The organism is Actinoplanes sp. NPDC004185, assembly GCF_053603475.1.
Genome location: NZ_JBSGFR010000005.1, coordinates 54,352 through 76,714 on the forward strand (window position 1 = coordinate 54,352; position 22,363 = coordinate 76,714).

Here is a 22,363-nt window from a genome sequence, read left to right on the forward strand (position 1 = left end):
CGGCGTACGCGCCTGGTCACAGTCCGATGACGACCTGCGGCAAGTTTCCCGGCAACTGAGTAAGTCCACCCGTTGTGTCCGTCATCGGCTGTCGTTAAGCTTCTCCATGCGCGCCTCTATCGCCCGCTTCCCCCGTGGCAGGCGATCGGGGCGCGCGCCTTGTCTGTAGAAGTCTTGTCTCCAGACGTCTTGTCTGAAGAAGTACGGCTCACGAGAAACGCCCGCCGCTGACCGCGACGGGCGTTTCCGTGTTTCCGGCTCGCTAGATCCAGCGGCCGCCCAGCCACATCCGGGCCGACCAGTCGGCGTAGGGGATCAGCTGCCCCACGAAGATCGGATAGAAGTACGCGAAGCACAGCGCGACCAGCAACACATAGACACCTGCCACCACCGTGCCGACCAGCTGTCTGTCCGTGCGTGCCGCCCCCGTGGCCGTCCCTTCCGGTGGCGTCATGATCGCGCCGAGCACGTAGACGACGGCCAGGATCAGGAACGGCAGCGCCGGCAGCACGTAGAAGGCGAACATGGTGCGTCCGTCGGCGATCGCGAAGTAGAACCACGGGAGCAGGCCGGCCACCACGCCCGTACCGATGGCGAAGGCCCGCCAGTCCCGCCGGGCGATGCCGAACCACACCAGCGCGCCCAGCGCGGGCAGGAACGACCACCACAGGATCGGCGTGCCCAGCAGCAAGATCTCCGCGGCGCAGCTCGGGGCCCCGCAGCTGCCGTTGCCGTTCCAGTAGAACGCCACCGGGCGGCCCAGCAGCAGCCACTGCCACGGCCAGGACTGGTACACGTGCCGGTCGGTCAGTCCGCTGTGGAAGTTGTACGCCTCGGAGTGGTAGTGCAGCAGGTTCAGCAGCGGGCCCAGGATCGGCGGTTCGCTGAGCCCGTTCGCCTCGCGGTAGTGCCGGAAGTAGCCGGTGTCGGTGACGAACCAGCCGGTCCACGAGGCCAGGTAGAAGATGATCGTCAGCACGAAGCTCAGCACCAGGTAGCCGAGGTCGCCGAGCAGGCCCCGCCGCGCCGGCCGGCGTACGCCCGCCGAGCGCCGCGCCTGGGCCCGCCACACGATCACCAGCAGGCCGTAGAAGGGCGCGAAGAACAGCGCACTCCACTTGACGCCGCAGGCCAGGCCGAAGAGCACCCCGGCGGTGAGCAGCCACCACGGGAAGACGCGGGGCAGGCCGTGGGCGGTCGCCGGGTCGTAGCCGTCCTCCAGGGCCCGCAGCCAGCGCCGGCGGTAGTGGTCGCGGTCCAGCACCAGCGCCCCGAAGGTGGCCAGGATGAACAGCCCCAGGAAGATGTCGAGCAGCGACGTGCGCGACAGCACCAGCTGGAAACCGTCGAGCGTCATCAGCAGGCCCGCGATGCCGGCCAGCACGATCGAGTGGAACAGCCGGTAGGCGATCCGGATCAGGATCAGGATCATCAGGGTGCCGGCGATCGCCCCCGAGATCCGCCAGCCCAGCTCGTTGTTGCCGAACGCCTTCTCGCCGAGCGCGATCAGCCACTTGCCCAGCGGCGGATGCACCACGTACGCCGGGCCGTTGTTCTTCTCGTCCCACTCCACGCCGTGCTGGAGCATGTCCCAGGCGTCGGTCGGGTAGTAGACCTCGTCGAAGATGTACCCCTTCGGCTTGGTCAGCCCGACCAGCCGCAGGATCGCCGCGATCGCCACGATCACCCCGGTGACCAGCCACGAGTACGGGTTCCACCACCGGTCCAGGGTCGCCAGCCGGCGGCGCACCGCGTCGGGCACACCTCCGGCGCCCGTGGCCGCCGTGGCGTCCGGTGGCTCGTCCGCAGGGATGTCTGCGCTGATCTCTGTTTCAGCTGTCGCCGAAGTCACCCCGCGATCGTAGGCCGCGGGACAAGTCCACGGCGCTCGGCGCCCGCGCGTCTTCATGTGATGGACTTCCCGGGTGGCGGACATGAGTACGGGCCGGGTCGTGCTGGTCGGCGCGCCGCTGGGCAACGCCGGTGACGCGTCCACCCGGCTGCGCGAGGTGCTGGCCAGCGCGGACGTGGTCGCCGCGGAGGACACCCGCCGGCTGCTGCGCCTGGCCCGGGACCTGGACGTCACCGTGTCCGGGCGGATCGTGTCGTATTTCGAGGGCAACGAGGAGCGCCGTACCCCAGATCTGGTCACCGCCCTGCGCGACGGCGCGGTCGTCGCTGTCGTCACCGACGGCGGCATGCCCAGCGTCTCCGACCCGGGCTACCGCCTGGTCCGGGCCGCGCTGGACGCCGGCTTCCCGGTCACCGCCGCCCCCGGACCCAGCGCCGTGACCACCGCCCTGGCGCTCTCCGGGCTGCCCAGCGACCGGTTCTGCTTCGAGGGTTTCCTGCCGCGCGGCGGCTCCGGCCGCCGGTCACGGCTGCGCGAGCTCGCCACCGAGCCGCGCACGCTGGTCTTCTTCGAGGCGCCGCACCGGATCTCGGCGGCGCTGACCGACCTGGCGGGTGCGTTCGGCGCCGAGCGGGAGGCGGCGGTCTGCCGCGAGCTGACCAAGACCTACGAGGAGATCCGCCGGGGCCCGCTGGGCGAGCTGGCGGCGTGGTCCGCCGAGGCCGCGCCGCGCGGGGAGATCACCGTGGTGGTGGCCGGGGCGCCCGCCGGGCCGGCCGAGCGGCCGGCCGACGACGATCTGCGCGCGGCGGTCGTCGAGCGCGAGGCCGCGGGCGAGTCGCGGCGCGACGCGATCCAGGCCGTGGCCGACATGTACGGGCTGCGCAAACGCGACGTCTACGCCCTGGTGCACACCGTCAATAAGTGACGTAGAGGAACCCTGCGAGCAGGACCAGCGGACCGGCCAGGCTGACCAGCAGAGCCGCGCGCCGCGCCCGGGCCGTCTCCAGCCGCCGGGCCCCGGTCAGCGCGGCGATGCCCAGACCGCAGAGCAGCACCAGCACGAAGCTCAGCGCCCAGCGCAGGTGCACGAGCACACCGGTGTCACCCGCGTACGCCTGCCGGCTGTCGCTGCTCACCATCCGGGCCGGCGCGCTCGTCCCGGGCGCCCGCTGGGCCGGCTCGATGCCGAACAGGGCCAGCCGGTCCACCCGATAGGTGCCGTTCGCGGCGGTGAACTGGCCGGTGCAGCGCTGGCTGACCCCCGAGCCGGTGCACCGGGTGACGGTCGCGGAACCCCGGTCGCCGTGCCCGACGGCGAGCCAGAACGGCTCGGCGCTGACCCAGGCGAAGAAGGTGGCGATCAGCCCGAGGGCGAGCAGCCCGACCAGGCCGGCGGCGGGACGGCGAGGCTCGGGCGCGCGGCGACGGGCCCGCTGGCGGACCTCGGCGACCTTCTCGGGGGCCTCGGCCGGTGGTGCGGACAGCGCGCGGCGTTCCTCCTCGGCCTTCCAGAACGGGGACGTCTCGAGCAGCGCGGCGGTGCGCTCCTGGCGTACCCGGTCCTGCAGGGCCCGGTCGGCCCGGGCCGGATCGTGCCGGGTGCGGCCGAGCCGGGACAGCCCGGAGGGCGGCTGGCCGGGCACCGCGGTGCGGTCCAGGGCCACGGTGGGCCGGTTGCGGTCCGGCTCCGGCAGGACCATCACCTCGGGGGCTTCCGCCTGCGGCGGCTCGACCGGTACGGCGGTGAGCGCGTCGACGATCGTGGTGTCCCGCTGGGGCTCGGCGGGACGGACCCGGTTGCGGGTGGCGTAGACGGTGCCCTCGCCGGCGGTGTTGAAGCGCTCGGAGTCCACCCGGTCGTGGTTCTGCTCGGTGGCCTTGTCACTCTCCGGGCGGGCGTCCCCGGCCTTGGCAGGGGCGGCCTGCTTCGGCTCGGCCGCCTGCTGTTGCGGGCCCTGCGGTGGCTGGGGCTGGACCTGCTGGGGTTGGGCGTGTCGGGGGGCTGCCGGTTCACGGACGCCGGGCTCCGCGGTCGCCGGGCGGGGTGCTTCGCCGGTGAGGGCCGCGCGTACGTCCTCGGCGCCGGCCCGGTGGGCCTCGGCGGCCTCGCCGGTGTGCTGGGCCGCCGGCGGCGGGTCCAGGGTCGGCGTCGCGGACGACGCAGCCGCGGCAGCCGCCGCCGGGGTGGTCCGCCGGCGCTGGGCGTGCGGACGGTCGGCGCCGGTGTCCTGCTCGTCGGCGCGCCACCAGGGGGAGGCGGGGTCCGCGTGCGACCACGGGCTGCCGTCGTCGCGGGAGGTTTCCCCAGGCTGTGGCGCGTCACCCGTCATGACTCCCATTGGACTACGGGTTTCCGCGGCGATCAGGGAGATGAGGGGCGTGTCGGGACAAAAAGGGCGGCCCGCCAGCCGTTCGCAGGCCGGACGCCGAGGTCACTACGCTTGGTCCCCATGAGTCACGTTCTCGCCGCGGTCGCCTGGCCCTACGCCAACGGCCCGCGCCACATCGGTCATGTCTCCGGCTTCGGGGTGCCCTCCGACGTCTTCAGCCGGTACATGCGGATGTCCGGGCACGACGTGCTCATGGTCTCGGGGACCGACGAGCACGGCACGCCGATCCAGGTCCAGGCCGACGCGGACGGGGTGACGCCCCGTGAGCTCGCCGACCGCTACAACCGGGTGATCGTCGAGGACCTGCACGGCCTCGGCCTGTCGTACGACCTGTTCACCCGGACCACCACCGGCAACCACTACGCCGTCGTGCAGGAGCTGTTCACCGGCCTGCACGCCAACGGCTACATCGTGGCCAAGACGACGCTGGGCGCGATCTCGCCGTCCACCGGCCGCACCCTGCCGGACCGCTACATCGAGGGCACCTGCCCGATCTGCGGTTACGAGAGCGCCCGCGGCGACCAGTGCGACAACTGCGGCAACCAGCTCGACCCGGAGCAGCTGATCAACCCCCGCTCCCGGATCAACGGCGAGACCCCGCAGTTCGTCGAGACCGAGCACTTCTTCCTGGATCTGCCGGCCTTCGCCGCGGCGCTGGGCAAGTGGCTCGACACCCGCGACGGCTGGCGTCCCAACGTGCTGAAGTTTTCCAAGAACCTGCTGGAGGACCTGCAGCCCCGGGCGATCACCCGGGACCTGGAGTGGGGCATCCCGATCCCGCTCGACGGCTGGCGGGACCGCCCGGACAAGCGCATCTACGTGTGGTTCGACGCGGTCATCGGCTACCTGTCGGCGTCCATCGAGTGGGCCCGCCGGTCCGGTGACCCGGACGCGTGGCGCAAGTGGTGGCAGGACGACGAGTCGCTCGGCTACTACTTCATGGGCAAGGACAACATCGTCTTCCACTCGGTGATCTGGCCGTCGTTGCTGCTCGGCTACTCGGGTGCGGGTGACAAGGGTGGCCAGCCCGGCTCGCTGGGCGCGCTCAACCTGCCCACCGAGGTCGTCTCCAGCGAGTATCTGACCATGGAGGGCCGCAAGTTCTCCTCGTCGCGCAAGGTCGTCATCTACGTCCGTGACTTCCTGGAGCGCTACGACGCCGACGCCCTGCGCTACTTCATCGCGGCCGCCGGCCCGGAGTCCAACGACACCGACTTCACCTGGGCCGAGTTCGTCCGGCGCAACAACGACGAGCTGGTCGCCGGCTGGGGCAACCTGGTCAACCGGTCCATCTCGATGGCGGCGAAGAACTTCGGCGCGATCCCGCCGCTCGCCGACCCGCAGGAGGAGGACCTCGCGCTGCTCGCCTCGGTGCGGGCGGGCTTCACCAGCGTCGGTGAGCTGATCGGCAAGCACCGGCAGAAGGCCGCGATCGGCGAGGCCATGCGCCTGGTCGCCGAGGCCAACAAGTACCTCTCCGACCAGGCCCCGTGGAAGCTCAAGGACGAGGCGTCCAAGCCGCGGATGGGCACCGTCCTGGCGACCGCGCTGCAGGCGATCAGCGACTTGAACACGCTGCTGACCCCGTTCCTACCGCACTCCGCGCAGAAGGTGCACGATCTGCTCGGTGGCACCGGGGTGCACGCGCCGATGCCGTCCATCGTGGAGGTCGACGACCTCGACGGCGGCCCGGGCTATCCGGTGCTCACCGGCGACTACACGGTCGGCGCCCGGTGGGAGTCGGTGCCGCTGGTGGCCGGCACACCGCTGGCCGCGCCCAAGCCGGTCTTCCGCAAGCTGGACCCGTCGGTGGTCGAGGAGGAGCTCGAGCGCCTGGGGTCCTGACCGTCAACCGGATTGATGAACCTTGTGGTCGTCCGGTACCTTCGGCGCGAACCACGGGGGATACGCAAGCGTTTCATCGGTACGGCGACGTTCTGACGTCGCCGTACCGATGGCGTGCTTCCTTCGTGCGGTCTTCCCCTCGAAGGAGCTTGATGAAGTCACGTCTCACGCGTCCGCTGCTGGCGTTCGCGATCAGCGGCGCGCTGGTGGCCGGGGGCACCCTGGTCGGCGGACCCGCCTCGGCCGAACCCACCTCCCCGGCCTCGACGGACGCGTCGGTGCAGGACGACCCGACGCCGGACCCGACCGTCCCTGTGCCGGACCCGACGGACACCGAGGACCCCGCGCCGGAGCCGACGGACACTGTCACGCCCGAGCCGGACCCGGCCGACACGGCCGCCCCGGTCGGCAAGTTCTCGCTGAACTCACGGGCGCTGTGGATCGGTCAGTCGGTCAGCCTCACCCAGGGTGCGGTCACCGATGACACCACCCCCGCCGAGCAGGTCACCCGCGTGGCGACCTGGGGCGACGGCACGTCGACCACGCTCGCGGCGGACACGGCGCAGTACACCCACAAGTACACCGCCAACGGCAAGTTCACGGTCACGGTGACCTACCAGGACGCCGCGGGCAACAGCAGCAAGGCGACCTCGACCGTCACCATCACGACGCCGGGCAAGTTCAAGTTCAGCAAGACCACCGTCTGGGCGCACGAGCCGTTCTCGGTCACCTTCTCCAGCGTGCCGAAGGGCACCATGAAGATCGTCTTCGACCAGGGCGACGGCTGGGTGGTGACGCTCGAGGGTAAGAACCAGACCGCCAGGCTCTACTACTACATCCGCAAGGGCGGCAGCTACGTCAAGGGATCCGTCACGTCGCGGGCGACCTTCTACAACAAGTACGGTGCGTCGTCGGCCATCGTGATCGGCAAGGTCGCGGTCAAGCAGGACAGCTGGAAGCCCACCGCCACCGTCAAGAAGCCGAAGAAGAGCAACCGGCTCAAGAGCTGGAAGTACGCCACCGGTACGGCCAAGGACAAGGGATCCGGTGTGTACCGCGTCGCGGTGTTCGCCTCCCGCCTGTCCGGCGGCAAGTACTACTGCTACAGCTCGAACAACACGTGGAAGCTCGTGAAGAACGAGGCGCAGTACGACAAGTACTGCGTGGCGCACTACGTGAAGGCCAAGAAGGGCAAGTGGACCTTGCGGCTCAAGGGCGTCGCCAAGGGCACCCTGTGGGTCGACGCGTCGACCCAGGACGTGTCGGCCAACTGGGGCAAGTTCGCGACGGTCGAGGCGAAGATCACCCGCAGCTGAGCACCGTGCACCGAGGAACGGGGCCGGCCTTCGCCGGCCCCGTCACAACTGGTACGGCAACTCGGCGATGTGGTGGTCGGTGAGCTCCCGCATCGGCGCCCACACCTCGTAGACACCGCGCTCGTAACAGCGCGCACCTACGGCGGCCACCGCGTCGGCGTCGGGCCGCACCAGCCGCAGCCGGGCCCAGCTGTCGTCACGCTGCAACACCCAGCACGGAACCTCGCGCCAGAGCGCCTTCTCGGCCCGGCGGCTCAGCGTCGTCACCGGATAGCGGGCCGCGCGGGTCAGCGCCCGGGCCCGGAACTCCTCCGGCGGGTCGGCGACGGCCTGATACTCGTGATCGTTGATCCGCCCGATCAGCCGGGCCGAGCCCGCGTCGGTGCACGGCACGTACTCGCGGTCCGGGCTCACCCCGGGCAGCCCCTCCAGCAGGTGCCGCCAGCGCGGGCCGGCCAGCCGCAGCCAGCCGTGCTGCTCCGGCTGGTACGTGTAGAGCACCACCTCGTCGCCCGTGCCCGGGTAGGCCAGCAGCTGTGCGTTGGCCGGCAGCGGCAGGTCGGCGAAGTCCGCGGTGACGAACTCCGGGATCAGGTCGTCGGTGCTCGGCGTGAAACCGGTGCCCAGCACCATCGGGCCGATCCGTGAGTGGGCCGGCAGGGCGGACAGTCCCGGCTGGACGGCACCCATCGGGATCTCGTAGTCACTCGGGTCGACCGCGCGCCAGCGCAACGCGTACGCGACCTGGGAGTCGCCGGCCCCGTCCGTGCGCAGCAACGCCAGCTCGCCGGGCAGACGCAGGTGGGCGATGTCGCAGGCGCGGTAGCAGAAGCCGTACGGCATCCAGCCGGCCAGGTGACCGGCGAACTGGGCGGCGGACAGCACCTTGGTCATCCGGGTGCCGCGGCGTACGGCGGCGGTGGCGCGGATCTGTCGCAGCACCACGTCATCGCGGTGACCGGCGGACTGGGCCATCGACTGCACCCGTTCCCAGGTCAGATCGCGGCGGAGCGGAGCCGTCAGGGGCGGCTCGAGAGGGTCGGTACCGACGTCGGCGGCCTCACCGGTCACGGTCACCAGAGCAAACTAGGCCCGGCGGGTGTACCGGGGATGAACGCCGGGTTACCCGTGGTGCTGTGTGATCCTGGACAGCGATGAACAGTTCTCAGCCTTCCGAGTCCCGTAAAGCCCGGGCCGCCCGGCGCGCGGGTGAGTTCCCGCCCGCACCCGAGCCACTGGCGGTTCCGGTCTTCGACAGCCACACCCATCTCGACATCACCGTCCACGAGGCCGGCGTGCCCGGCGGCTCGGTACCGGGCGGCGCCGGCACCGACGACCCGGTGCAGGCGCTCATCGACGCCGCCGCCAAGTCCGGTGTGGACCGGCTGCTGCAGGTCGGCGTCGACGTGGCGTCCTCGGTGTGGAGCGCCGAGCTGGCCGAGCGCAACCCGTCGGTGCTGGCCGCGGTGGCGCTGCACCCGAACGAGGCGCCGCGGCTGGCCGATCTCGACGAGGCGCTGCGCGAGATCGAGGCCCTCGCCGCCCAGCCCCGCGTCCGCGGCCTCGGCGAGACCGGGCTGGACACGTTCCGCACCGGCGACGACGGCCGGGCCGCCCAGGAGCTCAGCTTCCGGGCCCACATCGCGGTCGCCAAGCGGTACGCCAAACCGCTGATCATCCACGACCGCGAGGCCCACGCCGACGTGCTGCGCGTGCTGGACGAGGAAGGCGCCCCGGAGGTCGTGGTGCTGCACTGCTTCTCCGGTGACGCCGACTTCGCCGCCGAGTGCGTACGCCGCGGCTACCTGCTCAGCTTCGCCGGGACGGTCACCTTCGCCAGCGCCGGCCACCTGCGCGAGGCGGCGGCGCTGACCCCGCCCGAGCAGCTGCTGGTCGAGACCGACGCGCCGTACCTGACGCCGGTGCCGTACCGGGGCCGGCCCAACGCCTCGTACCTGATCCCGCTCACCATGCGGGCCCTGGCCGGGACCACCGGCACCGACCTGGACGCGCTCTGCGCGGCCGTCTCGGCCAACGGCGAGCGGGCCTTCGGGCCCTGGCGCTGATCAGGCCAGCGGATAGGCGGCGCAGTCGAGCTGCTCGCCCAGCCCGCCCAGCAGCTTGGCGAACGCCGTGGGCGCCGCCGCCAGCGGTCCCCGGGAGACGAACCGGACCGCCCAGCGGTGCCCCGGCGCCACGTTGAAGATGCGGTAGAGCACCAGCGAGCCGCGCTCGTCCGGCTCGACGCTGGTGACCCCGCGATACCACCACTCGCCCTGCTGGGCGATCGAGCGGGCGGCGCGGTCGAGGGTCACCGTGATCGTGCTGCCCTCCAGCGTGACGGTGAACTCGTCACCCCGCGCCGGGGTCGCGGAGCCGGTCGCGGCCAGCGGCGAACGCCCACCGGGCCGGGCGTCGAGCAGCACACCGGCGACGTCGTCCGGGGCGGCTTCCACCACGCCGCGCAGCTCGAGCAGCTCCGTCATGACCTCGTTCTACCGTGTCGGGGCCGGTCACCGCTGCCCCGTGCGGTCCCGTCACTCCCCGGCGGCCGTAGGCTCTGACCTCATGGCTGACGCACTGCTCGGCCCGGCGGAGATCCGGGAGCTCGCCGCGCGCCTCGGCGTCGCGCCGACCAAGAAGCTCGGCCAGAACTTCGTGCACGACCCCAACACGGTCCGCCGGATCGTCGCCGCGGCCGCACTGACCAGCGACGACGTGGTCCTGGAGGTGGGGCCCGGGCTGGGCTCGCTGACGCTGGGACTGCTCGGGACGGCCGCGCACGTACACGCCGTCGAGCTCGACCCGGTGCTCGCCGCCGCGCTGCCGGCGACGGTGGCGGAACGGGCCGATGTCGCCAAACTGACCGTGCACCACGCCGACGCCCTGCGGATCCGGGCGGCCGAGCTGCTCCCGGCGCCGACGATGCTCGTGGCGAACCTGCCGTACAACGTGGCGGTGCCGGTCGTGCTGCACCTGCTCGCCGAGCTCCCCACGCTGCGCGGCGGCCTGGTGATGGTGCAGAAGGAGGTCGCGGACCGGCTGGTGGCCGGCCCCGGCTCGAAGGTGTACGGCGTCCCGTCGGTCAAACTCGCCTGGTACGCCGAGGCGCGCGCGGCCGGCAAGGTCCCGCCCGCGGTGTTCTGGCCGGTGCCGAACGTGGATTCCGGACTGGTGGCGTTCGCGGCCCGCACCCCGCCCGCCGGCGTGGACCGCCGGACGGTCTTCCAGGTGGTCGACGCGGCCTTCGCCCAGCGCCGCAAGACGCTGCGGGCCGCGCTGGCCGGCTGGGCCGGCGGCGCCGGTGAGGCCGAGAAGGTCCTGGTCACCGCCGGGATCAGCCCGCAGGCCCGCGGGGAGTCGCTCTCGGTGCAGCAGTTCGCCGCGATCGCGGCTGCCGCCACCGGCCCGGGGTACGGCGGTAAGCTCAGCGCGTCCGGCAGGCGGCACGAGGAGGTGGACTCATGACAGCGCGACCGACCGGCCACGTCATGGGGACCCCCGACCCGATCAAGCAGCGGCCGGCCGCGCCGTCCGGGATCCGGCGGCCGATCGCGGACGTCACTCCGTGACGGAGGCGTGGGGGCCGGACGACGACAAGCCCCGCCGGTTCGCCGGCCCGGTGAAGGTCCGCGTGCCCTCGAAGATCAACCTGCACCTCGGGGTCGGGCCGCTGCGCGCCGACGGCTTCCACGAGCTGAACACGGTCTACCACGCGATCAGCCTCTTCGACGAGCTGACCGCGCGCCGCGGCGACACCCTCGCGCTGACCATGGAAGGCGAGGGCGCCGGTGAGCTCGCCCTCGACGACAGCAACCTGATCATGCGGGCCGCCCGGGCGCTGGCCGCCAAGGCGCGCGTACCCGCGCATGCCCGGCTGCACCTGCGCAAGTCCATCCCGCTCGCCGGCGGCCTGGCCGGCGGCAGCGCCGACGCGGCGGCCACGCTGCTCGCCTGCGATCTGCTCTGGGGGACCGGCTACAGCAAGGACGAGCTGGCCGAGATCGGCGCCGAGCTCGGCTCGGACGTGCCGTTCCTGCTGCACGGCGGCACGGCCCTGGGCACCGGGCACGGCGAGACCGTCAGCCCGATCCTGGCCCGGCCGACCACCTGGCACTGGGTGGTCGCCATCGCCGACGGCGGCCTGTCCACCCCCGAGGTCTACCGCGAGCTCGACCGGCTGCGCGACAGCCCGTGGCCGCCCACGGCCCTGGAGAGCGCGGACGAGCTGATGGGCGCCCTGCGCCAGCGCAAACCCGAGGTGCTCGGGGCCGCGCTCGCCAACGACCTGCAGCCCGCCGCGTTGTCGCTGCGGCCCGCCCTGGCCGACGTGCTCAAGGCCGGCTACGACGCGGGCGCGGTCGCCGGCATCGTCTCCGGCTCCGGACCCACCTGTGTGTTCCTCGCCACCGACGGCACGCACGCCGAACGGGTCGCGGCCCGCCTCAACGAGGCCGGGGTGTGCCGCACCGCCCTCACCGCGCGGGGACCGATGCCGGGGGCCCGGGTAACCTAGAGGCATCGTGGCCAACATCATCAATCTGGACCGGGTGAACAAGGGCTACGGAGCCGCCGGTCAGCTGCTTACCGACGTTTCCCTGGGGCTGGACGACGACGCCCGGGTGGGCATCGTCGGCCTCAACGGGGCCGGCAAGTCCACCCTGCTGCGCATGCTCGCCAAGCTCGAGGAGCCGGACTCCGGCCGGGTCACGCACCGTCGTGATCTGCGCGTCGCCGCACTTCCGCAGACGCTGACGCTCGCCCCCGAGGCGACCGTCCGCGATGTCGTGCTGGGCACCGCCTGGCTCAGCGAGGGCATGGGCGCCGAGCACGAGTGGGCCGGCGACGCCGGCGTCCGGGAGATCCTCACCGGCCTCGGCATGGGCCACCTCGGCCTGGAGACCCCGGTCGGGCCGATGTCCGGGGGCGAACGCCGCCGGGTCGCGCTGGCCGCCCTGCTGGTCCGCGAGTCCGACCTGCTCATCCTCGACGAGCCCACCAACCACCTGGACGTGGCCGGCGTCGACTGGCTGGCCCGCTACCTGCTGGGCCGGCGCGGCTCGCTCGTCGTGGTCACCCACGACCGCTGGTTCCTCGACGCCGTCTGCACCGCGACCTGGGAGGTCGTCGACGAGCAGGTGTACGCGTACGAGGGCGGCTACGCGGCCTGGACCCTGTCCCGGGCCGAGCGCCTGCGGGTCGCCGCCGCAGTGGAGTCCCGCCGGCAGAACCTGCTCCGCAAGGAGATCGCCTGGCTGCGCCGCGGCCCGCCGGCCCGGACCTCCAAGCCGCAGTTCCGGATCGACGCGGCCAACGCGCTGATCGCCGACGTGCCGCCGGTCCGCGACCAGGTCAGCCTGCAGCGGCTGGCCACCACCCGACTCGGCAAGCAGGTCTACGACCTGGCGGACGTCACCCTGCACGCCGGCCCCAAGCCGATCTTCCAGAACCTGACCTGGCAGGTCGGTCCGGGCGACCGGATCGCCATCCTCGGCGCCAACGGCGCCGGCAAGACCACCCTGCTGCGCCTGCTCGCCGGGATCACCAAGCCCGACGGCGGGCGGCTGGTCACCGGCTCGACGGTGAAAGCGGCCTTCCTCTCCCAGGAGCTCCGGGAGCTGCCCGGGCACCTGCGGCTGCTCGAAGCGGTCGAGGAGGTCGCCCGGCGGGTGCAGCTCGGCGACCGGGAGCTCTCCGCGGGCCAGCTCGCCGAGGTGTTCGGCTTCACCGACAAGCGGATCTGGACCCCGGTCAGCGACCTGTCCGGCGGCGAGCGGCGGCGCCTGCAACTGCTGCGGCTGCTGGCCACCGAGCCCAACGTGCTGCTGCTCGACGAGCCCACCAACGACCTCGACACCGACACGCTGGCGTCGCTGGAGGACCTGCTCGACTCCTGGCCGGGCACCATGATCGTCGCCAGCCACGACCGCTACCTGGTCGAACGCGTGACCGACACCGCGTACGGGATGTTCGGCGACGGCCGGCTGGTGCACCTGCCCGGCGGCATCGACGAATACCTGTCCCGGGCCGGCAACCCCGCCGCCCCGCCCGGCGAGCTGCTGACCGCCGGCGGCAAGGCCCCGACGGACCCGTCCGGCATGTCGGCGGCCGAGCTGCGCGCCGCCCGCAAGGACCTGTCCCGGCTCGAACGCCAGGTCGCCAAGCTCGACGAGCGCATTCTCAAGATCAACGAGAGCCTGGCCGTGCACGGCAGCGACTACGACAAGATCATGGAGCTGGACGCCCAGCTCAAAGCCGTACAGGAAGAACGCGGCCAGGTCGAGGAAGCCTGGCTCGAGCTCGCCGAACGCGTGCCCGAGAGCTGACCCGCACCCCCGGCACCACCATGATCCGGGGGTGCCCCTGCGCCGAATCCGGCGATGCGCGAGAATCCCCTACGACACCACCCGACGTTGGAGACGGACACCATGGGACACAATCCGGTCAACCACCCGCTGCGGCCGATCTACCGCGCTCTGGGCGCGCTGACCGGGGCCTACCTGGTGCTCTTCGGCGTCCTCGGCGCCATCGTCACCGCCGACGACGGCCTGTTCGGCAACGGCGACGACCGCGTCCTCGGCCAGCAGACCAACCTGTTCTGGTCCATCGTCTGCGTGCTGGTCGGCGCCATCGTGCTCATCGCCACCGTGATCGGCCGCAACTCCGACACCCTGATCGACAGGTACTTCGGCTGGGGCCTGCTGGTCATCGGCAGCTACGAGCTCGCCGCGATCCGCACCGACGCCAACTTCCTCAACTTCAGCATCTCCACGGTCGTCGTCACCTACCTGCTCGGCCTGGTGCTCATCATGGCGGCGTACTACAGCAAGGTCGCCCCGCCGGAGCAGGCCAGCCCGCCGCGCCAGGCCCGCGAACGCCAGTCGCAGTCCGCCTGACCCGTCAGCGGGGGCGCGTCGACAAGGCCGGCTTCGCCTCCAGGTGGGAGAGCCCGTTCCAAGCCAGATTGACCAGGTGGGCCGCCACCGTCTCCTTCTTCGGCTTGCGGGCCTCCCGCCACCACTGACCCACCAGCGCCACCATGCCGACCAGCGCCTGCGAATACAGCTCGGCCAGCTTCGGATCCAGCTCCCGCGCCTTGAACTCGGCCCCCAGAATGTGCTCCACCTGATGCGCCACATCGTTCATGACGCTGGAGAAATTCCCGCCCGGCGACAACACGGGTGACTCCCGCACCAGCACCTGGAAACCGTGCGGCTCCTGATCGATGTAGTCCAGCAACGCCAACGCCGCCTGCTCCAGCAACTCCCGCGGATCCCCGGCCGTCAACGCCCCCGTGATCCGCTCCAGCAGCGCCCGCACCTCCCGGTCCACGACCACGGCGTACAGGCCCTCCTTGCCGCCGAAATGCTCGTAGACGACCGGCTTGGACACCTTCGCGCGGGCCGCCACCTCCTCGATCGACGTGGCGTCGAAACCGCGCTCGGCGAACAGCTGGCGGCCGATCGCGATCAACTGCTCACGCCGCTGCGCGGCCGGCATGCGAACCCGGGCAGTGCCCTTGGTGGACGCGGCGACGGCGCGGGGTGCCCGCCGGGCGCGCGGCTCCCGGGCCGGCTCGCTCTGCTCAGTCACCCGGCCATCCTGCCAGCCGGTCGAGGCCCGCACCGCCCTGCGCGCCGGGCCGGCCCATCGATGCGACCCATGACAACTAGTCGTGCGCCTAGTAAGATATCGACATGCGCACACCTCTTGAGGAAGACCCGCGCGCCGGCGAAGCCCGGCGCCTGCGAGCCGAGAGCCGGATGTCGCTCGCCCAGCTCAGGGAACACTTCGGCGTCAGCCGCGACACCATGGCCACCTGGCTGTGGGACCAGCCGACTCCGGAATGGACCCGCCGGCCGCGCGCCAAGGACGACCTGCGCGCCCGGGCCGTCACCATGCGGCAGGCCCGGGCGACGGTGCCGGAGATCGCCGAGGCGTTGTCCGTCTCCAAGTCCACCGCCTACCTCTGGGTCAAGCACCTGCCGCTCGACCAGACCAGCGAGCAGGCCCAGGAGCGCCGCCGGGAGCACTCACGCCGCGTCGCGGAGACGCGGTGGGAGCCGCTGCGCCGGCAGCGCGACGCGGACCGGGCGGCGACCAACGCCGCCGAGGCGGAGTGGGTGGACGAGCTGTCGGACCGCGAGGTGCGGCTGCTCGGAGCGGTGGCCTACTGGTGCGAGGGCACCAAGGCCAAGCCCTGGCAGCCGAACCGCTGCCGGGTCACCTTCATCAACAGTGATCCGGGGCTCATCCGCTTGTTCCTGCGCTTCCTGGAGCAGTGGGGAGAGGACCGGCAGCAGCTGAAGTATCGCGTCAGCATCCACGAGTCCGCCGACGCGGAGGCGGCGGGCCGGTGGTGGGCCGACGTGGCCGGAGTGCCGTTCGAGATTTTTCGGCGCCCGACCCTCAAGACGCACAATCCGTCCACGGTGCGGCACAACGTCGGAGACCCTTATCGTGGCTGCCTGGTGGTGGACGTGCCCGACTCGCGCGCCCTCTACTGGAAGGTCGAAGGTCTGATGGGTGGGATCACCGCCGCGATGGGCTCGATCGAAGAGGTTAAGATGTAGCCCGCGAACATGACCTCACGGTTATGTCCGCTTTGCCCTCCCGAGTCGTCTAAGGGCAGGACGTCACCCTTTGGTGGTGATTATAGGGGTTCGAATCCTCTCTCGGGAGCTCTGTGTCCGCGGCTGAGTCGGCGCCGCGTTCTGCACCGCCACTGCGATCAATGGAGTCCGCGTGAGCCAGGCCCGGAGCCGTACCGTCGTCGTTCTTGCCGCCGGTGAGGGCAAGCGGATGAAGTCCGCCACGCCGAAGATGCTGCACCCGCTGCTCGGGCGCACCCTGCTCGGCCACGTCCTGCACGCCGCCGAGGCCGCGCGCGCCTCCCGCACCGTCGTGGTCGTCGGGCACAAGGCCGACCAGGTCCGCGCGCACCTCACCGAGATCGCCCCCGGTGCCACCCCGGTCCTGCAGGCCGAGCAGAACGGCACCGGCCACGCCGTCCGGATCGCCCTGGATGCCATTCCCGAGGCCACCGGCACTGTGGTCGTGCTCAACGCCGATGTGCCGTTGCTGCGGCCCGGCACCGTCGAGGCGCTGGTCGCCGCGCACGAGTCGACGAGCCGGGGTGCCACCGTGCTCGCCGCCGAGGTTCCCGATCCGACCGGGCTGGGCCGGATCGTGCGGGACGGTGCCGGCAATCTGGAGCGCATCGTGGAGGAGCGGGACGCTTCGGCCGAGGTGCGGGCCGTGCGGGAGGTCAACGCCGGCATCTACGCCTTCGATGCCGCGTTGCTGCGGGAGGCGCTGGGCAAGCTCTCCACCGACAACGATCAGGGTGAGGAGTATCTGACCGACGTGTTCGGGCTGCTCGCCGCGGTCGGGCACGCGGTCGGGGTGCATGTGGCCGCCGACGCGTTGGAGACCCTGGGGTGCAACGACCGGGCCGAGCTGGCGCGGCTGCGGGGTCTGCTGCGGGACCGGGTCAACACCGAGTGGATGCGGGCCGGGGTGTCGATCCTCGATCCGGCGACGACCTGGATCGACGTGACCGTCACCCTCGAGCCCGATGCCGTGGTGGATCAGAATTCGCAGCTGCAGGGTGCGACGACGGTGGCGACCGGCGCGGTGATCGGGCCGGACACGACGCTGATCGACACGGTGGTCGCGGCCGGTGCCACGGTGCTGCGGACGCATTCCATCGGCGCGCAGATCGGGCCGGATGCCACGGTGGGTCCGTTCTCTTTCCTGCGGCCGGGGACCCGGCTGGGCCGCAAGTCCAAGGTCGGCGGTTTCGTCGAGACGAAGAACGCCGAGCTGGGCGCGGGGGCCAAGGTGCCGCACCTGACGTATGTGGGTGACGCGACGATCGGCCCCAAGGCGAACATCGGGGCGGGCACGATCTTCGCCAACTACGACGGCGTCAACAAGCATCACACCACCGTGGGCGAGGCCGCTTTCGTCGGCAGCGACGCCGTGCTGATCGCTCCCGTGGAGATCGGGCCGGGTGCTTATGTGGCCGCCGGCAGTGCGGTCGGCAAGGACGTGCCGGCGGGCAATCTGGGGGTGACCCGGGCGCCGCAGCGCAACATCGAGGGGTGGGTGGCGCGCAAGCGGCCGGGCACTGTTTCGGCCGACGCTGCGGATCGGGCCGGGAAGCCGGAGACTGAGGACACCGGGGCGTAACCGGCGCAAGCTGGGGTGAGGCATCCCACGACCGGGCTGCCGTTCGTGGCACCGGTACGGCCGCGGGTAATACTTCAGGTGACAACCCCCTCGATTGCACGGGAGCGGACGAGCCGATGGGCAGCATCGTCGCGGAGAACCGTAAGAGTTTGATGCTTTTCTCCGGCCGGGGCTTCCCGGAGCTGGCGGAGGAGATCGGGCAGGTGCTCGGCGTCGCGCCGACCCGTTCCGACTCGTTCGAGTTCGCCAACGGGGAGATCTTCGTCCGGTTCAAGGACTCGGTGCGCGGCTCGGACGCGTTCGTGGTGCAGTCGATGACCGAGGGCATCAACACCTGGGTCATGGAAACGCTGATCATGGTCGACGCCTTGAAACGCGGATCGGCGAAGCGGATCACGGTCGTGCTGCCGTTCTATCCGTATTCGCGGCAGGACAAGAAGCACCGTGGCCGGGAGCCGATCTCGGCGCGGCTGATCGCCGACCTGTTGAAGCAGGCGGGGGCCAACCGGATCCTGACCGTTGACCTGCACACCGCGCAGATCCAGGGCTTCTTCGACGGCCCGGTGGATCACCTGTTCGCGATGGACATCCTCGCCGAGCACATCATCAAGAAGTTCGAGGGCCGGCCGATGACGGTCGTGGCGCCGGATTCGGGCCGGGTGCGGGTGGCCGAGCGGTGGACGGACCGGCTGGGCGGCTGCCCGCTGGCGTTCATCCACAAGACGCGGGACCCGTTGAAGCCGAACCAGGTGGTGGCCAACCGGGTGGTCGGTGAGGTCGAGGGCCGGGTGTGCCTGATCGTCGACGACATGATCGACACCGGTGGCACGATCACGAAGGCCGCGGACATCCTGTTCGACTCGGGGGCCGCCGATGTGATCGTGGCGTCGACGCACGCGTTGCTGTCGGATCCGGCGACCGAGCGGCTGAAGAACAGCCGGATCAGTGAGCTCGTGGTGACCAACACGTTGCCGTTGCCGGCCGAGAAGCAGCTCGACAAGATCACTGTGTTGTCGATCGCGCCGCTGCTGGCGCGGGCGATCCGGGAGGTCTTCGATGACGGCTCCGTCACCACGTTGTTCGGCGGGTTGAGCTGACGGCTCAGGCCGGGCGTCCGGTTTGTGGCGGGAAGTGGCTTGATCGGCGATGCAAGGTGCATTCGTGCGAGTGAAATTTCCGCAGGGAGAGTGATCCGGCGGGACCCGCCGGTTTGCCCGTAGCAGTGCCAGGTAAGCTGGTGCGGTTGCCACGGCGAGGGTGCCACGCGGTCTGCTGCAGTTTGCAGAGTTCGCTTGAGGCACCGTGATCGACGCGGTGCTCCGGGCCTGTGCCCGCGCGCCCCTTCGCCGAGCGCCGATTGCCCGCAGCCCGCCGACTTCTCACGCCGCCCGTTCCAACGTTTTCAGGAGTATCCCCGTGTCCGAGGTAAAGATCAGCGCCGAGCCCCGTACCGAGTTCGGCAAGGGTGGTGCCCGCCGCACGCGCCGGGCCGGCCTGGTGCCCGCCGTGCTGTACGGACACGGCGAAGCCCCCGTCCACATCGCGCTTCCCGCCCGTGAGTTCGCCGCCGCGATCCGCCACGGTGGCCTCAACCAGGTCTTCACGATCGACGTCGTCGGTGGCACGGGCGCGACGCTGGCCCTGCCGAAGGCGATCCAGCGTGACCCGATCAAGGAGACGTACGAGCACGTCGACCTGATCATCGTCAAGCGTGGCGAGAAGGTCCAGGTCGACGTCCCGGTGACGCTGGTCGGCGAGGCCGCCCGCAACACGCTGGTCGTCAACGAGTCCAACACCCTGGCGGTCACCGCCGAGGCGATGCACCTGCCCAGCGGCTTCGAGGTCTCGATCGAGGGCCTGGAGGCCGGTTCGCAGGTCACCGCGGGCGACGTGACGCTGCCCGAGGGCACCGAGCTGGCTGTCGACGCCGACTTCGTGCTGGCGATGGTGACCGCGGCGCAGACCGCCGAGCAGCTCGAGGGTGACTCCGCCGACGCCGGTGAGGCCGCGGCCGCCGCCGAGGCCGAGGCGTCCACCGAGGAAGCCGCTTCCTGAGCTAGCACCGTCTGACCCGAGAACCGCGATCTGCAGGGAAAGTGCCGTCGGCACTTTCCCTGTTGTCGTACGGAGGGGGTCATGACCGACTGCACCGAGCGACGCCTGGCTGTGGCGAGTTGCGGCCTGGACCGCGAGGGCCGGAAGGGCATGACGAAGGAGGTTCAGCGTGACCGAGGACGCACCCTGGCTGGTGGTCGGCCTGGGCAATCCCGGCCGGGAGTACGCGGGCAACCGGCACAACGTCGGTTTCATGGTGGCTGATCTGCTGGCCTCGCGGGTGGGCGGCAAGTTCGGCCGGGCCAAGCGGGCGGTGGCCGAAGTGGCGGAGGGCCGGCTGGGTTTCGGCGGCCCGAAGCTGATCCTGGTCAAGCCGCTGACGTTCATGAACCTGTCCGGCGCGCCGGTGGTGGCGCTGGCCCAGTTCTTCAAGGTGCCGGTGGACAACGTCGTGGCTGTGCACGACGAGCTGGACGTGCCGTACGGGCAGGTCCGGGTGAAGCGCGGCGGCGGTGAGGGTGGTCACAACGGGCTGCGTTCGATGTCGAAGTCGCTGGGCAGCAAGGAGTACGCCCGGGTCCGGTTCGGCATCGGCCGGCCGCCGGGGCGCCAGGATCCCGCGGACTACGTGCTGTCGGATTTCGCCGGTGCCGAGCGCAAGGAGCTGGAGTTCCTGGTCGACCGGGCGGCCGACGTGGTGGAGGCCGTGGTGCTCGAAGGCGTGGAGTGGGCCCAGAACAAATACCATGGAAGTTAGCGGGATATGGCCGAAACGGACAGATCCATAAGACTGTTTTGTCCGTCTATCGGTCCCGTGACGCCTCCCCCGGTTAGCGCGTTGGTCACGTAGCGCACCCAAACGGTGTGCGGACACCACGCGGTACGGGGGAGGTTCGGGTGCGGCAGGAACTCTCCGAGAGCCACGAGGCGACATTGGGTGAGCCGACGGTGGTGCTGCCGACGGTGCAGCGCCGTGACGTGGTCCCCTCGGAGCCGCTGGAGCACCACGGTCCGGCCAACCATCCGCCCGGCAACCACGGCCCCCGCCCGCACCGGCCGTCGCCGTACCGGGCCCGCAACAGCAAGATCCCGTCGCCGGCCCGCTCGGCCGGTGACGACGCCGGTGAGGACGTCGCCGACAACGCGCCGCCGCTGGCCGGCGCCGGTGGCCGGGTTCCCGCCGGCCGGGCCCGTAACCGGGCCGTCGAGCGGCACTGGTCGGCCGAGCCGAACCGTTCGGCCGCGGCCCGGCCCGCCAACCGGCCGTTCGTGCGGGTCCGGGGGCGGCACGCGGCGATGTCGCGGCGCCAGCGCTGGGAGCGGCAGTACGTGCGCGCCCTGGTCCTGTGTGACCTGCTGGCCGGCATCGCGGCGGGCGCGGTGACCTTCGGGCTGCGCTTCGGTGACGAGGTGACCACCTACAACCGGTCGTACCTGTGGCTGTCGGCGTTGCTGCCGCTGGCCCTGCTGGCGGTGCTGGTGGTGAGCCGGGCGTACGAGCGCCGCTTCCTGTTCGTCGGCACGGACGAGTACCAGCGGGTGTTCCGGGGCGGGGTCGGCCTGATCGCGGGTGTGGCCGTCGTGTCGTACGCGCTCGATCTTGATCTGGCCCGGTCCTACGTCCTGGCCGCGCTGCCCACCGCGATGGTCTCCGCCGTGGTCCTGCGGTTCGCGCTGCGCAAGCGGCTGCACATCGCCCGGTCGCGCGGCGAGCGGCTGCGCCGGGTGATCGTGGTCGGTCATGAGCTGTCGGTCATCGGCATCACCCGGCAGCTGCGCCGGGAGCGGTACCACGGGCTGGAGGTGGTCGGCGCGTGCCTGCCGCCGGACCATGACGGGGTCATCGACCTGCCGGTCTTCGGCACGTTCGACGATGTCGCGACCGCGGTCGACGCCGCCGACGCGGACACCGTGGTGGTGCTGAGCTGCCCGGAGCTGGACGGTGCGGCGTTGCGCCGGCTGGCCTGGCGCCTGGAGCGCGACGAGGTCGACCTGGTGGTGGCCAGCGCGCTCATCGACGTGGCCGGGGCGCGCACCACCATCCGGCCGTTCGACGGGCTGCCCATGCTGCACGTCGAGCACCCACGGCTGCACGGCGGCGCGCGGGTCGTCAAGGACCTCGTGGACCGGGTCGGGGCCCTGGCCCTGCTCATTCTCTTCGGTCCGCTGCTGCTGGCCGTCGCACTCTGCGTCCGGGTGACCTCACGCGGCCCGGTACTCTTTCGGCAGGTGCGGGTCGGGCGTGACGGGTCCGAGTTCCGCATCTTCAAGTTCCGCAGCATGTACGTCGACGCCGAGGCCCGGCTGGCCGAGCTCCGGCATCTCAACGAGCACGACGGTGTGCTCTTCAAAATGCGCGACGACCCGCGCGTGACCCCGGTCGGCCGGTGGTTGCGGAGGCTGTCCCTGGACGAGCTGCCGCAGCTGCTGAACGTGATCGCCGGGCAGATGTCGCTGGTCGGGCCGCGACCGCCGTTGCCGTCCGAGGTTGCCGTCTACGCCGACGACGTGCGCCGCCGTCTTGCCGTCAAGCCCGGCATGACGGGCCTATGGCAGGTTTCCGGACGATCGGACCTGTCGTGGGAGGAGACGGTACGGCTGGACCTTCGCTATGTGGAGAACTGGTCTCTCAGCTTGGACCTGGTGATCCTTTTGCGCACCATGACGGCCGTGGTCCGGTCGTCAGGGGCCTACTGAACGGACAGGGA

The 22,363-nt window shown here is 71.2% G+C and carries 18 protein-coding genes, 1 tRNA gene and 1 pseudogene; 15 read left to right on the top strand and 5 right to left on the bottom strand.

Features of this window, described 5'->3' with window-relative positions:
- Positions 1–262: 262 nt before the first annotated feature.
- A complete protein-coding gene (locus ACWEOZ_RS06855) occupies positions 263–1,909 on the bottom strand; it encodes a dolichyl-phosphate-mannose--protein mannosyltransferase (protein WP_451909786.1) in 1,647 nt (548 codons plus the stop codon).
- Positions 1,910–1,934: 25 nt separating this feature from the next.
- On the opposite strand from ACWEOZ_RS06855, the gene rsmI reads away from it, so the two are divergent.
- Complete coding sequence (gene rsmI, locus ACWEOZ_RS06860; RefSeq protein ID WP_451909787.1) at positions 1,935–2,780, top strand: 16S rRNA (cytidine(1402)-2'-O)-methyltransferase; 846 nt, start codon at positions 1,935–1,937, stop codon at positions 2,778–2,780.
- On the opposite strand, the gene ACWEOZ_RS06865 is transcribed toward rsmI, so the two are convergent.
- Positions 2,770–4,185 (bottom strand): hypothetical protein, encoded by a 1,416-nt coding sequence (locus ACWEOZ_RS06865; protein ID WP_451909788.1) that lies wholly within the window; start codon positions 4,183–4,185, stop codon positions 2,770–2,772. The genes rsmI and ACWEOZ_RS06865 overlap by 11 nt on opposite strands.
- A 120-nt stretch (positions 4,186–4,305) precedes the next feature.
- Between ACWEOZ_RS06865 and metG the strand changes: the two genes are divergently transcribed.
- Positions 4,306–6,090, top strand: a complete 1,785-nt coding sequence (gene metG, locus ACWEOZ_RS06870; RefSeq protein ID WP_451909789.1) for a methionine--tRNA ligase — start codon at positions 4,306–4,308, stop codon at positions 6,088–6,090.
- A 152-nt stretch (positions 6,091–6,242) separates the two neighbouring features.
- Positions 6,243–7,406, top strand: a complete 1,164-nt coding sequence (locus ACWEOZ_RS06875; protein WP_451909790.1) for a PKD domain-containing protein — start codon at positions 6,243–6,245, stop codon at positions 7,404–7,406.
- A 42-nt stretch (positions 7,407–7,448) separates the two neighbouring features.
- Here the strand turns inward: ACWEOZ_RS06875 and ACWEOZ_RS06880 are convergent, their stop codons facing one another.
- Entirely contained in the window at positions 7,449–8,483 is a 1,035-nt protein-coding gene (locus tag ACWEOZ_RS06880; RefSeq protein ID WP_451909791.1) for a hypothetical protein, read from the bottom strand.
- Positions 8,484–8,560: 77 nt separating this feature from the next.
- Between ACWEOZ_RS06880 and ACWEOZ_RS06885 the strand changes: the two genes are divergently transcribed.
- Positions 8,561–9,472 carry a TatD family hydrolase gene (locus tag ACWEOZ_RS06885; RefSeq protein WP_451909792.1) on the top strand — a complete coding sequence of 304 codons (912 nt, stop codon included), beginning with the start codon at positions 8,561–8,563 and terminating at the stop codon, positions 9,470–9,472.
- Here the strand turns inward: ACWEOZ_RS06885 and ACWEOZ_RS06890 are convergent, their stop codons facing one another.
- Positions 9,473–9,892 carry a hypothetical protein gene (locus tag ACWEOZ_RS06890; RefSeq protein WP_451909793.1) on the bottom strand — a complete coding sequence of 140 codons (420 nt, stop codon included), beginning with the start codon at positions 9,890–9,892 and terminating at the stop codon, positions 9,473–9,475. It lies immediately after the preceding gene.
- Between the two features lie 82 nt (positions 9,893–9,974).
- Between ACWEOZ_RS06890 and rsmA the strand changes: the two genes are divergently transcribed.
- The 4 genes from rsmA (at position 9,975) to ACWEOZ_RS06910 (ending at position 14,302) form a co-directional block, all read left to right on the top strand.
- Positions 9,975–10,874: a 16S rRNA (adenine(1518)-N(6)/adenine(1519)-N(6))-dimethyltransferase RsmA gene (rsmA, locus tag ACWEOZ_RS06895; RefSeq protein WP_360828686.1), complete on the top strand. Its 900-nt coding sequence runs from the start codon at positions 9,975–9,977 to the stop codon at positions 10,872–10,874.
- A gap of 100 nt (positions 10,875–10,974) precedes the next feature.
- Positions 10,975–11,922, top strand: a complete 948-nt coding sequence (locus ACWEOZ_RS06900; RefSeq protein ID WP_451909794.1) for a 4-(cytidine 5'-diphospho)-2-C-methyl-D-erythritol kinase — start codon at positions 10,975–10,977, stop codon at positions 11,920–11,922.
- A 7-nt stretch (positions 11,923–11,929) separates the two neighbouring features.
- Positions 11,930–13,732 (top strand): ABC-F family ATP-binding cassette domain-containing protein, encoded by a 1,803-nt coding sequence (locus tag ACWEOZ_RS06905; protein WP_451909795.1) that lies wholly within the window; start codon positions 11,930–11,932, stop codon positions 13,730–13,732.
- Between the two features lie 102 nt (positions 13,733–13,834).
- Complete coding sequence (locus ACWEOZ_RS06910) at positions 13,835–14,302, top strand: DUF4383 domain-containing protein (RefSeq protein WP_451909951.1); 468 nt, start codon at positions 13,835–13,837, stop codon at positions 14,300–14,302.
- 4 nt (positions 14,303–14,306) lie between these two features.
- On the opposite strand, the gene ACWEOZ_RS06915 is transcribed toward ACWEOZ_RS06910, so the two are convergent.
- Positions 14,307–14,906, bottom strand: a complete 600-nt coding sequence (locus ACWEOZ_RS06915) for a TetR family transcriptional regulator (protein ID WP_451909952.1) — start codon at positions 14,904–14,906, stop codon at positions 14,307–14,309.
- 197 nt (positions 14,907–15,103) lie between these two features.
- Between ACWEOZ_RS06915 and ACWEOZ_RS06920 the strand changes: the two genes are divergently transcribed.
- From ACWEOZ_RS06920 to ACWEOZ_RS06950, 7 genes and pseudogenes are all read left to right on the top strand, one after another.
- Entirely contained in the window at positions 15,104–15,979 is an 876-nt protein-coding gene (locus tag ACWEOZ_RS06920) for a helix-turn-helix domain-containing protein (protein WP_451909796.1), read from the top strand.
- Positions 15,980–16,017: 38 nt separating this feature from the next.
- Positions 16,018–16,088 (top strand) — tRNA-Gln (locus ACWEOZ_RS06925).
- Positions 16,089–16,208: 120 nt separating this feature from the next.
- A pseudogene (glmU, locus tag ACWEOZ_RS06930) lies at positions 16,209–17,683 on the top strand (bifunctional UDP-N-acetylglucosamine diphosphorylase/glucosamine-1-phosphate N-acetyltransferase GlmU); the annotation flags it as partial.
- A gap of 33 nt (positions 17,684–17,716) precedes the next feature.
- Complete coding sequence (locus tag ACWEOZ_RS06935) at positions 17,717–18,697, top strand: ribose-phosphate diphosphokinase (RefSeq protein ID WP_451909953.1); 981 nt, start codon at positions 17,717–17,719, stop codon at positions 18,695–18,697.
- 319 nt (positions 18,698–19,016) lie between these two features.
- Entirely contained in the window at positions 19,017–19,655 is a 639-nt protein-coding gene (locus tag ACWEOZ_RS06940) for a 50S ribosomal protein L25/general stress protein Ctc (RefSeq protein ID WP_451909797.1), read from the top strand.
- 169 nt (positions 19,656–19,824) lie between these two features.
- The gene (pth, locus tag ACWEOZ_RS06945; protein WP_451909798.1) at positions 19,825–20,412 is read left to right on the top strand and encodes an aminoacyl-tRNA hydrolase; all 588 of its coding nucleotides are present in this window, start codon (positions 19,825–19,827) and stop codon (positions 20,410–20,412) included.
- Between the two features lie 539 nt (positions 20,413–20,951).
- Positions 20,952–22,352: a sugar transferase gene (locus tag ACWEOZ_RS06950; RefSeq protein WP_451909954.1), complete on the top strand. Its 1,401-nt coding sequence runs from the start codon at positions 20,952–20,954 to the stop codon at positions 22,350–22,352.
- The last annotated feature ends 11 nt before the right edge of the window (positions 22,353–22,363 follow it).

Bases quoted from the DNA above. Each gene is read 5' to 3' on its own strand.
- ACWEOZ_RS06855 (WP_451909786.1), bottom strand. From the start codon at position 1,909: ATGAAGACGCGCGGGCGCCGAGCGCCGTGGACTTGTCCCGCGGCCTAC.
- metG (WP_451909789.1), top strand. From the start codon at position 4,306: ATGAGTCACGTTCTCGCCGCGGTCGCCTGGCCCTACGCCAACGGCCCG.
- ACWEOZ_RS06910 (WP_451909951.1), top strand. From the start codon at position 13,835: ATGGGACACAATCCGGTCAACCACCCGCTGCGGCCGATCTACCGCGCT.
- ACWEOZ_RS06915 (WP_451909952.1), bottom strand. From the start codon at position 14,906: ATGCCGGCCGCGCAGCGGCGTGAGCAGTTGATCGCGATCGGCCGCCAG.
- ACWEOZ_RS06875 (WP_451909790.1), top strand. From the start codon at position 6,243: ATGAAGTCACGTCTCACGCGTCCGCTGCTGGCGTTCGCGATCAGCGGC.
- ACWEOZ_RS06885 (WP_451909792.1), top strand. From the start codon at position 8,561: ATGAACAGTTCTCAGCCTTCCGAGTCCCGTAAAGCCCGGGCCGCCCGG.
- ACWEOZ_RS06920 (WP_451909796.1), top strand. From the start codon at position 15,104: ATGCGCACACCTCTTGAGGAAGACCCGCGCGCCGGCGAAGCCCGGCGC.
- rsmI (WP_451909787.1), top strand. From the start codon at position 1,935: ATGAGTACGGGCCGGGTCGTGCTGGTCGGCGCGCCGCTGGGCAACGCC.
- ACWEOZ_RS06865 (WP_451909788.1), bottom strand. From the start codon at position 4,185: ATGACGGGTGACGCGCCACAGCCTGGGGAAACCTCCCGCGACGACGGC.
- ACWEOZ_RS06950 (WP_451909954.1), top strand. From the start codon at position 20,952: ATGTCGCGGCGCCAGCGCTGGGAGCGGCAGTACGTGCGCGCCCTGGTC.
- ACWEOZ_RS06890 (WP_451909793.1), bottom strand. From the start codon at position 9,892: ATGACGGAGCTGCTCGAGCTGCGCGGCGTGGTGGAAGCCGCCCCGGAC.
- ACWEOZ_RS06935 (WP_451909953.1), top strand. From the start codon at position 17,717: ATGGGCAGCATCGTCGCGGAGAACCGTAAGAGTTTGATGCTTTTCTCC.
- rsmA (WP_360828686.1), top strand. From the start codon at position 9,975: ATGGCTGACGCACTGCTCGGCCCGGCGGAGATCCGGGAGCTCGCCGCG.